This is a genomic window from Streptomyces sp. NPDC044002 (assembly GCF_056434525.1).
Window position 1 is genome coordinate 235,324 of sequence record NZ_JBWKEZ010000002.1, and the last position, 14,633, is coordinate 249,956.

Below are 14,633 nucleotides of genomic sequence, written 5' to 3' on the forward strand. Positions count from 1 at the left end.
GACCGGCCGGGCACGCCGGCCGGGATGTCCCGGCGGAGCCGCCGCCCGCCACCCGAATGCCGGGGGCGGGCGGCGTACGGACACGGCTGGACGGCTAGTTCTTGTCGGGGCGGTCGGTCACCCGGAGGGAGTTGACCAGGGGCTTGCCGAAGCCGCTGTGCGTGACGAAGCGGAGATTGAGCACCCCGTCGGTGACCTTGACCGTGTAGGTCCTGGTCAGGGCGGTGTAGGTGCCCGCCTCCAGGGCGATGTCCAGGGAGGGCAGGATCTGGGTCCCTTCGGCGAGGACGTCGAAGACGCGCTTGTCGGGCCGGGTGGTGGAGAGCTCGGCGAAGCCCAGCTCCACGGTGTAGGTGCCGTTCGGGACGTTGTCGAAGCGGTACTCGTACATGCCCTCGCGGGCGCTGCGGAAGAGCCGCTGCTCCTCGGTGCCGGCGATGGTGCGGCCGGTGGAGTGGACGGAGGAGCTGCCCTGGTAGCCGTACGAGCCGGCCGTGTACTTGCGGTCCGGGGACCAGGCGTCGCCGGCCGCGTCCGTGCCGGCCCGGTCGGAGCCGGCGTCCACGGCGGTCTGGTAGCGCGGTACGACGATCTTGACGGGGACGGTGAGGACGGGGGTGCGGCCGCTGGCCGAGGTGATCCGCAGTCCGGTGCTCAGTACGGTGCCCGGGGCCAGCCCGGCGGTGTCCGCCGTCAGCGTGAGCGGGGCCTTGCCGCCGGTCGGGAGGTTCCCCTCGGCCGGGGTCACCGTCAGCCAGGGCGCGTCCTCGGCGACCGTGTAGGCGGTGGTGAGGCCGGGGTTGGCGAGTTCCAGGGTCCGGGTGCGCCGCTGGTCGGCGGGCAGGACCAGTTCCACGGCCGGTGCGGCGGCGGTGACCCGGCCGGTGCGCAGCGACTGGCTGACCGCGGTGACGTCGGCCGGCTTGACCTCGGCGGTGGTGGTGGCGGTCTCGTAGGAGGGTGCGGCCAGGGTGACCGTACGGGCGCCCGAGGGGCTCTGGACCACGTACCCGCCGTCGGCGGCGGTGGTGGCGGAGACGGCCGAGTCTCCGCTGCCGACGGTCACGGTGGCGCCGGGGACGCCGCCCCCGTCGTTGGCGTCGAGCACCCGGCCGGTGACGACTCCGCTGCGGGTGGTGCGGAAGGCGATCGAGAGGCCGTCGGTGAGGGCGGGGGTGTTGAAGGAGTACTTGAAGGCGTCGGTGCCGGCCGCGTTCTCGACGCCGACGGTGGCGGAGGAGCCGCCCTTGAGGCCGGTGCCGCCGGTCCCCTTGTAGGAGTAGGTGACGGTGCCGTCCTCGCCCATGGCCGCCGAGAAGGAGAAGGTGTCGGCCTGTGCCGACCAGTGGGCGACCTTGCGCCACTCGATCACGTAGCTGCGGTGCGGGGCGGTGCCGGTGACGGCGGTGAAGACGCCCGATCCGCTGTCGGCGGCGCCGACCACGAGGTCGTCCCAGAAGGGGTACAGGGCCGCGTTGGGGGTGGCCGCGCTCGGGATGTCGCCGTTGACGTCGCCGGTGTGGTTGCCGCCGAGGCTGACCGTGCCGTTGGTGCCGATCCAGGCCTGCGCGTACGTCTTCCCGTACAGCGGCAGCGGGAAGGGCAGGTCGACGCGCTCGGTGGTGTTGTCGCCGGTCAGGGCGAGCCGCCGGTCGCCGGCGGAGTACGGGCGGCCGCCGTCCGCGGCGCAGGCGTAGCCGTAGCCGTCGGTGCGCTCGGGGAGGGCGACGGTGACGGTGGTGTCCGCGGTGACGGCGGCCTTGGCCGTGCCGGCGGTGAGGCAGCGGGCGGGGTGGGTGGCGGTCACGTCGTAGGTGCCGTGCGGCAGGGTGACCTCGAAGCGGCCCTGTGCGTCGGTGGTGGCGGTCACGGGGGTGTCCGCGATGGTGACGGCCGCTCCGGCGGCGGGCCCGGCCGGCGAGGTGACGGTGCCGGTGAGCCTGGCGCTGGCGGCCCGGGGCAGGGTGAGGTCGGCGGTGGCGGTGGCCTGTTCGGTGACGGTCGCGGTCGCGGCCCGCTGTCCGTAGCCGAACTTCGAGGCGGTGACCTCGTAGGCGCCGGCGGACAGGACGCCGAAGCGGTAGGTGCCGTCGGCGGCGGTGGTCGCGGTCCGGTCGATCGGGCCGTGCGCGGTGACCTTGGCGCCCGCGACGGGTGCGCCGGCGTCGTCGCGGACGGTGCCGGCGAGCGCGCCGACCGCGCCGCGCGGGGCGGAGTTCACCGCGGCCAGGGCGTCGAGCCGGCCCTCGCCGAAGACGTTGTTGTCGGCGGCGGTGCCGCCGCACTGGCCGTTGTCCGTGTCCTGGGCGGTGCCGTCCAGGAGGGCTTCCGTCTGCGCCACGTCACCGGCGAGGGAGGGCGCGGCCGACCACAGCAGGGCCACGGTGGCGGCGGTGTGCGGGGAGGCCATGGAGGTGCCGGAGAAGGAGGCGTACTCGCCGCCGGGGACGGAGGAGCGGACGTTCACTCCGGGGGCGGCGATGTTCGGCTTGACGATGCCGCCGGGGCCGGCGCCGCGGGAGGAGAAGGGGGCGATGGCGCCGTCGCTGCCGAAGGCCCCGGAGCTGTAGGAGCGGGCGTAGTCCCCGGGCGAGCCGCTGGTGCCGCAGCCGGGGCCGGAGTTGCCGTTGGAGAAGGCGGGGAAGATCCCGGCGGCGCGCCAGGCGTCCACGACCTGCTGGTACCAGTCGTCGTGCGCGGCGCTGCCCCAGGAGTTGTTGACGATGTGCGGGGCGAGGTCGGGGCGGGGGTTCTGGCCGTGCAGGTCGGTGGGGGCGACGATCCACTGTCCGGAGGCGAGCAGGGAGGCCTCGGAGCAGGAGTTGGTCTCGCAGCCCTTCGCGGCGATCCACTTGGCGCCGGGCGCGACGCCGATCTTGTTGGCGCCGCCGTCGTCGCCGACCATCGTGCCCATGGTGTGGGTGCCGTGGTCGTTGTTGTCGCAGGGCGCGGCGCCGGCGCAGACCCCGGCCGGGTCGAACCAGTTGTGGTTGTGGTCGTAGGTGCCGTCCGCGTTCCTGCCGCGGTACTGGCGGCTGACGGCGGGGTGGGTGTGGTCGACGCCGCTGTCGATGTTGGCGACGACGATGCCCTCGCCGCGTACGCCGAGCTGCTCCCAGACCTGGGGTGCCTTGATCCGGTCGATGTTCCATTCGACGGCGTCGGCGGCGGTCTTCTCCCGGGTGCCCTCGGCGGGCTCGGGGAGGGTGACCTTGTCGTCGGCGTCGATGCGGGCGACCTCGGGGCGCTCGGCGAGGGTCCCGGCGAGTTTGCGGCTTCCGACGACGCGGACGGCGTTGACGATCCAGTACGAGGTGTACTCCGCCCCGGCCGCGTCCAGGGCCTTGCGCACGTCGGCCTGGGTGCGCGAGGCGTGCTCCCGCTTGGTGCGCAGAACCGTTTCGGCCTTGGCGGCGCGGGTCTGCTGCCGGCCCGCGGCGGTCAGGTCGGCGGCGCTGTCCAGGTAGACCCAGAAGACGGCCTTCTCGGAGCCGTCGAACTGGGCGCGGAGTGCGGGTTCGAGCTTGCGCTCGGCCGCGGTGGGCACGGGACCGGGCTCCGGGGCGGCGGCGGCGACGCCCGCGCCGACCGGAAGGAGCAGGGCCGCGCTCAGTGCGGCGAGCGCCGCGCGTAAGGAACGTCGTCGGTTGCGTTGTGGCACGTGTCGTCTCCTCCTGCGCCGTGTGCGGCGCGTGCAGATCGTGCGGATCGTGCGGGAAATCCGTGCGTGAAGTGCGTACGTGAAGTGCGCGGGTCATGTTCTGGGAGGTGCCATGTGCATTACAAGAGGGCCTCGTGAGCCACGGAACGGAAGAGTCCGGACGGGTGTGCGCGCACCGGTGAGCCCCGCCCGGTGGCCTTTCGGGCCCGGGCGCGTCAGCCTGGGGGGATGAGCTCGCTGCCCGGCGGACCGGTGCCCGAGCCCGGTCCCGTCCCGGCGTCCGGTCCCGTCCCGGCGTCCGGGCCCGTCCCGGCGTCCGGGGCCGGCCCCGCGCCCGCCCCGGAGCCCTCGCCCGCCCCCGAGCCCGCGGTCGCGCTCGGCTCCGCGCAGGGGCGGTGGATCGTGCTCGCCACCGTGCTCGGGTCGGCCATGGCCCTGCTGGACTCGACCGTGGTCAACGTGGCGCTGCCGCGCATCGGGCGGGACCTCGGCGCCGACCTGGCCGTGCTCCAGTGGACGGTGAACGCCTACCTGCTGACCCTCGCCGGGCTGATCCTGGTGGGCGGGGCGCTCGGCGACCGGTTCGGCCGGCGCCGGGTCTTCGTGCTCGGCGTGGTGTGGTTCGCGGCGGGCTCGCTGCTGTGCGGGCTCGCGCCGAACGCCGGGGTCCTGATCGCCGCCCGGGCCCTCCAGGGCGTCGGCGGCGCGCTGCTGACGCCCGGCTCCCTCGCGCTGATCCAGGGCTCGATCCGGGCGGACGACCGGGCCCGCGCGGTGGGCCTGTGGTCGGGGTTCGGCGGCGTCGGCGCGGCCGTGGGGCCCTTCCTCGGCGGCTGGCTGGTGGACGGGCCGGGCTGGCGGTGGGTGTTCCTGCTGAACGTGCCGCTCGCCGCACTGTGCGTGCCGGTGGCCCTGAAGCACGTACCGGAATCGCGGGACCCTGCGGCGGGCGCGCGGTTCGACGTGCTCGGCGCGGTCCTGGGCGCGGCGGCGCTGGGCCTGCTGACGTACGCCCTGATCGAGGCCCGGTCGGCGGCGGCCCCGGTCATCGGCGCGGCGGTGGGCGGGGTGCTGCTGGCGGCCGCGTTCGTGTACGTGGAGCGGCACCGGCCGGATCCGATGGTGCCGCCGGACATGTTCGCCTCCCGGCAGTTCACCGCCGTCAACCTCGTCACCCTGTTCGTGTACGCGGCCTTCGGCGGCTTCTTCTTCCTCGTCGTCCTCCAGCTCCAGGTGGTGTCCGGCTACTCCGCCCTGGGCGCCGGTGCCGCGCTGCTGCCCACCACCGTCCTGATGCTGCTGCTGTCCTCCCGGGCGGGAGCCCTCGGGGAGCGGATCGGGCCGCGCGTGCCGCTCACCGTCGGGCCGCTGCTGTGCGCGGCCGGGACGCTGCTCATGCTGCGGGTGGGCCCGGACGCCTCGTACCTGCGGGACGTGCTGCCGGCCATGGTGGTGATGGGCGCGGGCATGACCGTCCTGGTGGCCCCCCTAACCGCGACCGTCCTGGCCTCCGTGCCGGCCGGCCGGGCGGGCCTGGCGAGCGGGATCAACAACGCCGCCGCGCGGGCCGCCGGACTGCTCGCGGTGGCCGCGCTGCCGCTGCTGGCCGGTATGGGCCCGGACGCGTACCTGTCCGCCGGGGCCTTCGACTCCGCCTTCGGGCGGGCCGTGCTCTGGTGCGCGGGCGCCCTGGTGGCGGGCGCCGCCACCGCCTGGGCGACCGTACGCTCCCCCGTGCCCGGGGCCTGCCACCCGGAGTGCCGCACGCACTGCGCGATCGGCGCCCCGCCGCTGGAACACCCCTCGGCAACGGATCCGGATCCGGATCCGGCCAAGGGCCCGCACTGACGCCGGGAGGATCCGGGTGTGCTGGAGCGCGGCCGCCGACCTGACGGCGGGCACGGCCGTGGCCGCCGTCGGGGTGGTGTGCCTGGCCCGCGCGCGGCGGGCCCGCGACCTGCCCGTCGCCGCGCTCCCGCTGCTGCTCGGCGCGCACCAGCTGGTCGAGGCCGCCGTCTGGCGCTCGGGCGGCGGCTGCGGCCCGGCCACCACGGCCTGGGCGGTGATCGCGCTGCCCGTGCTGCCGCTGTGGGTGCCGCTCGGGGTGCTGCTCGCCGCCACGCCCGGGTCCCGGCGCCGGCTGATCGGGCCGGCCGCCGCGGGGCTCGCGACGGCCGCGGTGCTCGCGTACTGCCTGGCCGTGCGGCCGGTGAACGCCGCCGTCCGGGGGCGGGTGATCGGCTACGGGGTCGACGTCCCCTGGGCCCCGCTGGTCCTGGCGGGCTACCTGTACGCCACCCTCGGCGCCCTGCTGCTCGCCGGGGACCGGACGCTGCGGCTGCTGGGGGCGGTACTGGCCGGCGGAGCGGTGGTCTGCGCGGCCCTGTGGCGGCTGGAGTTCGCCTCCACCTGGTGCGCCTTCGCGGCGGCGGCCTCGGTGCTGGTGCTGGGCTGGGTACGGCGCCCGGAGGGGGCCCCGGAGCGCGGCCGCGGCTACTGGTTCTGGCCGCCCAAGACGAAGAGCAGGTAGACGAAGAAGGCGAAGAGGTGGCCCACGAACAGGTACGCGATCAGCCTGATGATCAGACCGCGCGGGAACTTCGACTCGAAGCGCTCGCGGATGGTGCGCTGGGCGGGCTCCTGGTCCTGGCCCTGCGCCTGCGCCTGGTCCGGAGCGGCCTGCTCTGCGGTGCTGGACATCTGGTCTCCTCGGGACTCGGACTGGGACTGGGACTGGGACTCGGAAACGGACACGGTGGCGGCTCCCCCTAGTGGTGGTGCGTGGTCTTGGTGCCGAGGCACAGCCCGGCGAGGCTGCTCTGCAGCAGGGTGTGGACGAACAGCAGCTCGCACCCGCCCGGCCCGGCCGCTCCGATCCGGTGCGGGGTGAGCGAGTCGAAGTGCGCGCTGTCCCCCGGCTCCAGCAGGTGCTCGGCCTCCCCCAGGTGCAGCCGGAGCCGCCCGCTGAGCACGTACAGCCACTCCTCCCCGGGGTGCACGCGCACCAGCTCGCCCTGGCTGCGCCCGTGCGGGACGTGCACGCGCAGCGCCTGCATCCCCCGCCCGGAGCCGCCGGCCTGCCAGTACGTCCACCCGTCGGCCTCGCGGGCCCCGGGGCCGCCGGCCCGTACGATGGGATCGGCGACGGCGGGGGTCTCGCCGAGCAGCTCCGAGACGGTCGTACCGTAGGTGCGGGCGAGCCCGAGCAGCAGCGGCAGCGAGGGCTGGCGGCGGCCGGTCTCCAGCCGGGACAGGTGCGCGGGCGAGAGCCTGGCCCGCGCGGCGGCGGCCTCCAGCGTGAGCCCGGCGCGCCGGCGCAGTTCGCGCAGCTGCGGGGCGACGGCGGGCAGCTCGTCGGCGAGGGCCTCCTCGGGGGCCGCGCCGCCGGTACCGCTGCCGGTACCGCCGCCGGTGCCGTCTGGTTCCTCGGAACGGGGCGTCATACCCCGATTGAGCCAGAGCCTTGCCTTTCTGGCAAACCTCCTTGCCTCTGAGGCAAAACCGCTGTCCCGGAGCTCCCCCTCAGCCGTCCCGGCGGCCCTGTTCCAGCACGGTCTCCACCGTGTCGGCCTCCTCCGCCCTCTTGTCAGGGCGGTGCCGCAGGACCCGGGCGAAGCGCAGGGCGACCCCGGCCGGGTAGCGCGGGGAGCGCTGGAGGCCGTCGTAGGCGATCTCCACGACCAGTTCGGGCCTGACCCGGACGGTGAAGCCGTCGTCCTCCACCGCCAGCTCGTGCAGCCGCGCGGTCTGCCAGCGCAGCATCTCGTCCGTCAGCCCCTTGAAGGTCTTGCCGAGCATGGCGTGGCCGCCGTCCGCGGTCCGCGCGCCCAGGTGCAGGTTGGACAGCAGTCCGGTGCGGCGGCCGTGGCCCCGTTCGGCGGCGAGCACCACCAGGTCGAGGGTGTGCACCGGCTTCACCTTGAGCCACTGCTTGCCGCGCCGGCCCGCCGCGTACGGGGAGTCCAGGGCCTTGACCACGACCCCCTCGTGGCCCCGGCGCAGGGTCCGCGTCCAGAACTCCTCGGCGGCGGCCGCCCCCGCCCCGGCGTCCTCCACCACCAGCCGCCGCACCCGGGCCGGCTCGGGGACCAGCCCCGCCAGGGCCGCGTACCGCTCGCGGACGGGCAGGTCCAGCAGGACCTCGTCGCCGAGGGCCAGCACGTCGAAGAAGTGGACGGTCACCGGGAGGGCCTCGCGCGCCGCCGCCACGTCCAGCCGGGAGCCGACCCGGCCCGCGATCTCCTGGAAGGGCACCGGGCGCCCGTCGGCCCCCTGCCCGATGACCTCCCCGTCGAGGACGAACCGCTCGCCGGGCAGGCTCCGGGCCAGTTCGGCCACCTCCGGCAGCCGCCCGGTGATCTCGTCGAGGGAGCGGGTGTGGATCCGTACCTCGTCCCCGTCCCGGTGCACCTGCACCCGGATGCCGTCGAGCTTCTCCTCCACCGCGCAGGGGGCCAGCGCCGCCAGCGCGTCGGCCAGGGAGCGCGCGGTCCCGGCCAGCATGGGCTGTACGGGCTGCCCGATGCGCAGGGTCACCCCGCGCAGCGCCTCGGCGCCCCCGGCCAGCGCGGCCGCCGCCGTCCGGGGCAGCGAGCCGTCCAGCATCACGGCCCGGCGCAGCTCGGCGGCCGGCACCCCGGCGGCCTTGGCCGCCCCTTCCAGGGCGACGGCGTCCAGCGCGCCCTGGCGCACCTCCCCGGACAGCAGGCTGCGCAGGAAGCGCTGTTCGTCCGCGGTGGCGGCGCCGAGCAGGCCGGCGACGATCCGGCGGCGTTCGGCCTGCGCCCCCGGCCCCGCCACGGCGGCCAGCTCCGCGACTGCGGCGTCGACGGCCGTCACGGTGAGCGCCGGCTCCGCCGCGGGGGCGGTGTCCTGGGCCAGGGTGCGCCAGCCGACCCCGGGGCGGCCCTGCGGGAGCCGCCCGGAGAGGTAGGCGATGACCAGGGCGGCCTCCTCGGCGGGAGCGGCCGCGAAGAGCTCCGCGAGCAGGGCGGTCTTCCGGGAGCGGGCGGAGGTCCCGGCGACCTCCCGGGACACGCGTGCGACCTCGGCGAGCAGCATGCCGTCCATCCTCCCGCCGGTCGCCCCCGGGCGCAGGCCCGCGCCACCGGCGGAGCACGGTCTACTGCGGCTGCGGTACGGCCGTCCGCGCGGGTAGTCCTGGAGAAGGGGCGGAGCTCCCCCTGAGGGAGCTCGGGGAAGACGATCACGGGCTTTAGGGTGCCCGTATGAAGCTACGACTGCCCCGGCGGCCCCGGGACCGCCTGCTCGCCGGCGCCGCCGCCCTCGCCGTCCTGGCGGGTGCCGGCTCCTGGACGGCCGCCGCGTCCGGGGACGAGCCGGACGTGCGCCGCGAGGACCGGTTCGTGCAGGTGCCCGGGCTGGACGCCCCGGGTCCGGGCGCGTCCGGTGCCGGGATCGACACCTCCTTCTTCACCTCCGGGGACCCCTCGGCGAAGCGGCCCGCCGTGCTCCTCGGGCACGGCTTCGGCGGGAGCAAGGAAGACGTCCGCGCCCAGGCCGAGCGCCTGGCCCGGGACGGCTACGCCGTCATGACCTGGTCGGCGCGCGGCTTCGGCCGCTCCGGCGGGAAGATCGGGCTGAACGACCCCGAGCACGAGGTCAAGGACGTCTCCGCGCTCGTCGACGCGCTGGCCCGGCGGCCCGAGGTGCGGCTCGACGCGGACGGCGACCCCCGCGTGGGCGTGGCCGGGGCCTCCTACGGCGGGGCCGTGGCCCTGCTGGCGGCCGGGTACGACCGGCGGGTGGACGCGATCGCCCCGCAGATCACGTACTGGAACCTCGCCGACTCCCTCTTCCCCCAGGGCGTGTTCAAGAAGCTCTGGGCCGGGATCTTCTTCACCACCGGCGCGGCGGGCGGCCTCCAGCAGGCGCAGCTCGCGGGCGCCGGTGCGCCGGGGGCGGCGGGACCGGCGGGACCGGCCGGCGCGCCGGGCTGCGGACGGTTCGAGCCGCAGCTGTGCGCCATGTACGAGCGCGTCGCGGTGGCCGGGAAGCCCGACGCCGAGGCGCGCGAGCTGCTGGAGCGGCGCAGCCCCTCGGCCGTGGCGGACCGGATCAAGGTGCCGGCGCTGATCGTGCAGGGGCAGGAGGACTCCCTCTTCCCGCTGGACCAGGCCGACGCCATGGCGAAGGCCATCGCCGCGAACGGGGCCCCGGTCGCCGTGGACTGGGCGGCCGGCGGGCACGACGGCGGCATGCGCGAGGAGGCCCGGGTCCAGGCCCGGGTGGCGGCCTGGTTCGACCGCTACCTGAAGGACGACGCCGCGGCGGACACGGGCCCGGCGTTCCGGGTGTCGCGCTCCGGCGGGTTCGACTCCACCGACGGGCGGCTGACCCTGCGCGGCGCGAGCGGGGAGCGCTACCCGGGACTGGCCTCCGCTCCGCGCGGCTTCGCCCTCTCGGGCCGGGAGCAGACCTTCGCCAACCCGGCCGGCGGGGCGCCGCCGTCGCTGTCCTCGCTGCCCGGCGTCGGCGGACAGCTCGCCGCGCTCGGGACCGGCCTCTCGCTGGACTTCCCCGGGCAGAACGCCCGCTTCGAGTCGGAGCCGCTGACCGAGGCGGTACGGGTCACCGGCTCGCCGACCGTCACCCTGAAGGTGAGGTCGACGGCTGCCGACGGCTCGGCCGTGCTGTTCGGCAAGGTGTACGACGTGGGGCCGGACGGGCGGCAGCAGGTGCTGCCTTCCCAGCTGGTCGCGCCCGTACGTGTGGAGGACGCCGGGCAGGGCCGGAGCGTGGAGCTGCGGCTCCCGTCGATCGACCACGCCGTCCAGGCCGGGCACCGGCTGCGGCTGGTGGTCGCCGCCACCGACCTCGGCTACGCCTCCCCGGCCGCCCCGGCCTCCTACACCGTCTCGGCGGAGGGCCCGCTGCGGGTGCCCGTCGCGGACGGGGTGCGGACCGCGGCCGCCGGGCTGCCCGCCTGGACCTGGTGGATGCCGCTGGGCGCGCTGGCGCTGGCCGCGGGGCTCCTCGGGATCCGGCGGACCGGCGGGGGCCGCGCGGGGACGCGGGCGCGGGAAGCGCAGCCCGAACCCGCACTGGCCGACGTACCACTGGACATCACCGGGCTGACGAAGCGGTACGCGAAGGCACAGGACCGCTACGCCGTGCGGGACTTGTCCTTCCGGGTGGAGAAGGGCCAGGTCCTGGGCCTGCTCGGGCCCAACGGCGCGGGGAAGACCACGACCCTGCGGATGCTGATGGGCCTGATCACGCCGGACGCCGGGGAGATCCGGGTGTTCGGGCATCCGATCCGGCCCGGCTCCCCGGTGCTGTCGCGGGTGGGGGCGTTCGTGGAGGGCGCCGGCTTCCTGCCGCACCTGACGGGCCGGACCAACCTGGAGCTGTACTGGCAGGCCACGGGCCGTCCCGTCGAGGACGCGCACATGGCGGAGGCCCTGGAGATCGCCGGGCTCGGCGACGCCCTGGAGCGGGCGGTGCGCACGTACTCGCAGGGCATGCGCCAGCGGCTCGCGATCGCGCAGGCCATGCTGGGGATGCCGGACCTGCTGATCCTCGACGAGCCGACGAACGGTCTGGACCCGCCGCAGATCCGGGAGATGCGGGACGTGATGATCCGCTACGCCGCCGGCGGGCGGACGGTCATCGTCTCCAGCCACCTGCTGTCGGAGGTGGAGCAGTCCTGCACGCACCTGGTGGTCATGGACCGCGGGCGGCTCGTGCGGGCCGGCGAGGTCGCCGAGATCACCGGCGGCGGGGACACCCTGCTGGTGACCCTGGCGGAGCCGGTGGACGAGGTGACGGTGGGGAAGGTCGCCGCCCTGGAGGGCGTGGCCTCCGCGGTGCGCTGCGACGAGGGGCTGCTCGTCCGGCTCGACGGCGCCTCGCCCGCGGCGCTGATCGGCGAACTCGTGCGGCTGGAGCTGCCGGTGGCGGCGGTGGGGCCGCACCGGCGGCTGGAGGACGCCTTCCTCACCCTGATCGGAGGTACGGCATGAGCGCCGTGGAGGAGACCCGGGTGCGGGAGACCGCGCCCGGCTACCGGGCGGGGCGGACGCTGCCGCTGCGGGTGGAGGCGCTGCGGCAGTGGCGCAGGCGGCGGACGATGGTGATGGGCGGGGTGCTGGCCGCCCTGCCGTTCGTGATGATCATCGCGTTCGCGGTGGGCGGCGGCCCGGACGGCGGGCGCGGCGGGGGCGGTGGCGCCGAGGGCCGGATCAGCCTGATCGACACGGCGACGGCCTCCGGCGCGAACTTCGCGGTGACCTGCCTGTTCGTGTCGGCCGGGTTCCTGCTGGTGGTGCCGGTGGCGCTGTTCTGCGGGGACACGGTGGCCTCGGAGGCCAGCTGGTCCTCGCTGCGGTACCTGCTGGCCTCGCCGGTGCCGAGGGCCCGGCTGCTGTGGAGCAAGCTGGTGGTGGCGCTGGGGTTCAGCCTGGCGGCGATCGTGCTGCTGCCGGTGGTGGCCCTGGCGGCGGGCACGGCCGCGTACGGCTGGGGGCCGCTGCGGCTCCCGACGGGCGGGGAGCTGGCCGCCGGTGACTCGGTGCCGCGGCTGGCGCTGGCGGTGGCGTTCGTGTTCGTGTCGCAGCTGGTGACGGCCGGACTGGCGTTCTGGCTGTCGACGCGGACGGACGCGCCGCTCGGCGCGGTGGGCGGGGCGGTCGGTCTCACGATCGTGGGGAACGTGCTGGACGCGGTGACGGCCCTCGGGTCGTGGCGCGACTTCCTGCCGGCCCACTGGCAGTTCGCCTGGGCGGACGCCCTGCAGCCGCAGCTGGAGTGGGGCGGGATGGTCAAGGGCGTGGTGGTGTCGGTGTCGTACGCCGTGGTGCTGTTCGCGCTCGCGTTCCGGGGGTTCTCCCGCAAGGACGTCACGTCCTGACGGGAGGAACCCCCGGGGGTTCAGGCCCCGCCGAGCACGCGTACGGGTGAGCCGTCGAGGAAGGCCAGGACGTCCTCGACGGCTTCGCCGTAGTAGGTGGCGTAGTTGGCCCGGGTGACGTAGCCGAGGTGCGGGGTCGCGAGCAGCCTCGGGGCCGTGCGCAGCGGGTGGTGCGGGGGCAGCGGCTCGGTGTCGAAGACGTCGAGGCCGGCTCCGGCGATGCGGCCGGCGCGCAGGGCGTCGAGCAGTGCGTCCTGGTCGACGATGGCGGCGCGGGAGGTGTTGACCAGGTAGGCGGTCGGGCGCATCAGCTCCAGTTCGGCCGCGCCGATCAGGCCCCGGGTGCGGTCGCCGAGGGCGAGGTGGACGGAGACGAAGTCGCTGTCCGCCAGCAGTGCCTCCTTGGACGGGGCGAGCTCCGCCCCTTCCGCGTCGGCGCGTTCCTTGGTGAGGTTGGCGCTCCAGGCCGTGACCCGCATGCCGAAGGCGAGCCCGATCCGGGCGACGCGGCTGCCGGTCTTGCCGAGGCCGAGCAGACCGAGGGTGCGGCCGTGCAGGTCGGCGCCGACGGTCTGCTGCCAGGGGCCGCCCTCGCGCAGGGCGGTGTTCTCCGTGACCAGCCCGCGCGCCAGGCCGAGCAGCAGGGCCCAGGTCAGCTCGACGGGCGGGGTGGAGGAGCTGGCGGTGCCGCAGACGGTGACGCCGGCGCGCCGGGCGGCGGCGTGGTCGATGACCGAGTTGCGCATGCCGCTGGCGACGAGGAGGCGCAGCCGCGGCAGCCGTTCCAGCAGGCTCGCGGGGAAGGGGACGCGTTCGCGCAGGGTGACGACGATGTCGAAGCCGGCCAGCCGGGCCGCCAGTTCGTCCTCGTCGTCGAGGTGGTCGTCGTACGTGACGACCTCGACGCCCCGGCCGGTGACCGGGGACCAGTCGGCCAGGGTGGTGGCCGCCCGCTGGAAGTCGTCGAGGACCGCGCAGCGCAGCGGGGCGCTCATGCGTGGGCCTGCGCGGCCTCGTCGATCTCGGCCAGCAGTTCCGGCTCCAGGGGCCGGCCGGCGGCGGCCGCGTTGGCGCGGACCTGCTCGGGCGAGGTGGCGCCGGCGATGACGGAGGAGCAGCCGGGCTGGGCGGAGAGCCAGCCGATGGCGAGTTCCAGGACGGTGCGGTCGTGCTTCTCGGCGATGGCGGCCAGCGCTTCGACGGTGTCGAGGCGCTCCTCGGTGAGGTAGGAGTCCCGGCCTTCGAGGCGGGAGCCGGCCGGGACGGGGGCGCCCCGGCGGATCTTGCCGGTGAGGAGGCCGTTGGCCAGCGGGAAGTACGGGAGGACGCCGAGGCCGTAGTGGCGGGCGGCGGGGACCAGTTCCCGCTCGGCGGAGCGCTGGAGCAGCGACCACTCGTTCTGTGCGGAGACGAAGGGCACGGCGCCGGTCTCGCGGGCGGTGTGGGCGGCTTCGGCGAGCTGCCAGCCGCTGAGGTTGGAGTGCCCGATGTAGCGGATCTTGCCCTCGGTGACGAGTTCGGTGAGGGCGGCGAGGGTTTCGGCGACGGGCGTGGCCGGGTCGGGGCTGTGCAGCTGATAGAGGTCGATGTGGTCGGTGTCCAGGCGGCGCAGGGACTCCTCGACGGCGCGCCGGATGTAGGCGCGGCCGCCGCGGGATCCGGCGGCGGGGCCGTATCCCATGTCGACGCCGTCGTAGCCGAACTTGGTGGCGAGGACGACCTGGTCGCGGCGGCCCTTGAGGGCCTGGCCGAGGTGGGTCTCGGAGCCGCCCCGGCCGCCGTAGATGTCGGCGGTGTCGAGGAGGGTGATCCCGGAGTCGAGGGCGGCGTCGACGACGGCGCGGGTGGCCCGGGCGTCGAGGCGGCCGCCGAAGTTGTTGCAGCCGAGGCCGACGGCGGAGACCTTCAGCCCTGAGGTGCCGAGGGGGACGTAGCGCATGCGGGTTGTTCCTCCGTACTCGTGCGGTGGGGCCACCGCGCAGTCTAGGCAGACCGGTTGGTCTGTCGTACCGGGCCGCCGCCCGCGGGCGTGAACCGTGTGTGCCGGCCGCGGCCGGGACGGTGCGCACATGGCGCGAAAGGGGTGGACCGCACCGGGAC

Annotated in this window: 10 protein-coding genes; 4 read left to right on the forward strand and 6 right to left on the reverse strand. The window is 75.5% G+C overall.

What is annotated here, in order from left to right; all coding sequences use genetic code 11:
* Window positions 1-94: 94 nt before the first annotated feature.
* Window positions 95-3,661 (reverse strand): S8 family serine peptidase, encoded by a 3,567-nt coding sequence (locus AC07A6_RS02625; RefSeq protein ID WP_478775766.1) that lies wholly within the window; start codon window positions 3,659-3,661, stop codon window positions 95-97.
* 228 nt (window positions 3,662-3,889) lie between these two features.
* Here AC07A6_RS02625 and AC07A6_RS02630 point away from each other — a divergent pair, with 228 nt between their 5' ends.
* Together AC07A6_RS02630 and AC07A6_RS02635 are read left to right on the forward strand one after the other, a co-directional pair.
* Window positions 3,890-5,509, forward strand: a complete 1,620-nt coding sequence (locus AC07A6_RS02630) for a DHA2 family efflux MFS transporter permease subunit (protein ID WP_478775767.1) — start codon at window positions 3,890-3,892, stop codon at window positions 5,507-5,509.
* 16 nt (window positions 5,510-5,525) lie between these two features.
* Entirely contained in the window at window positions 5,526-6,191 is a 666-nt protein-coding gene (locus AC07A6_RS02635) for a DUF6629 family protein (protein WP_478775768.1), read from the forward strand.
* Here the strand turns inward: AC07A6_RS02635 and AC07A6_RS02640 are convergent.
* From AC07A6_RS02640 to AC07A6_RS02650, 3 genes are all read right to left on the reverse strand, one after another.
* Window positions 6,155-6,361, reverse strand: a complete 207-nt coding sequence (locus tag AC07A6_RS02640; protein ID WP_478775769.1) for a DUF6126 family protein — start codon at window positions 6,359-6,361, stop codon at window positions 6,155-6,157. The genes AC07A6_RS02635 and AC07A6_RS02640 overlap by 37 nt on opposite strands.
* Window positions 6,362-6,429: 68 nt before the next feature.
* The gene (locus tag AC07A6_RS02645; RefSeq protein WP_478775770.1) at window positions 6,430-7,104 is read right to left on the reverse strand and encodes a helix-turn-helix domain-containing protein; all 675 of its coding nucleotides are present in this window, start codon (window positions 7,102-7,104) and stop codon (window positions 6,430-6,432) included.
* A 79-nt stretch (window positions 7,105-7,183) separates the two neighbouring features.
* Window positions 7,184-8,722, reverse strand: a complete 1,539-nt coding sequence (locus AC07A6_RS02650; protein WP_478775771.1) for an ATP-dependent DNA ligase — start codon at window positions 8,720-8,722, stop codon at window positions 7,184-7,186.
* A gap of 167 nt (window positions 8,723-8,889) precedes the next feature.
* On the opposite strand from AC07A6_RS02650, the gene AC07A6_RS02655 reads away from it, so the two are divergent.
* Both AC07A6_RS02655 and AC07A6_RS02660 read left to right on the forward strand, forming a co-directional pair.
* Window positions 8,890-11,646 carry an alpha/beta fold hydrolase gene (locus AC07A6_RS02655; protein ID WP_478775772.1) on the forward strand — a complete coding sequence of 919 codons (2,757 nt, stop codon included), beginning with the start codon at window positions 8,890-8,892 and terminating at the stop codon, window positions 11,644-11,646.
* Window positions 11,643-12,533, forward strand: a complete 891-nt coding sequence (locus tag AC07A6_RS02660) for an ABC transporter permease (protein WP_478775773.1) — start codon at window positions 11,643-11,645, stop codon at window positions 12,531-12,533. The genes AC07A6_RS02655 and AC07A6_RS02660 overlap by 4 nt, the downstream gene beginning before the upstream one ends.
* A 20-nt stretch (window positions 12,534-12,553) precedes the next feature.
* Here the strand turns inward: AC07A6_RS02660 and AC07A6_RS02665 are convergent, their stop codons facing one another.
* Entirely contained in the window at window positions 12,554-13,528 is a 975-nt protein-coding gene (locus AC07A6_RS02665) for a D-2-hydroxyacid dehydrogenase family protein (RefSeq protein WP_362458023.1), read from the reverse strand.
* Window positions 13,525-14,472 carry an aldo/keto reductase gene (locus AC07A6_RS02670; protein WP_362458026.1) on the reverse strand — a complete coding sequence of 316 codons (948 nt, stop codon included), beginning with the start codon at window positions 14,470-14,472 and terminating at the stop codon, window positions 13,525-13,527. Before AC07A6_RS02670 ends, AC07A6_RS02665 begins: the two co-directional genes overlap by 4 nt.
* Window positions 14,473-14,633: the final 161 nt, after the last annotated feature.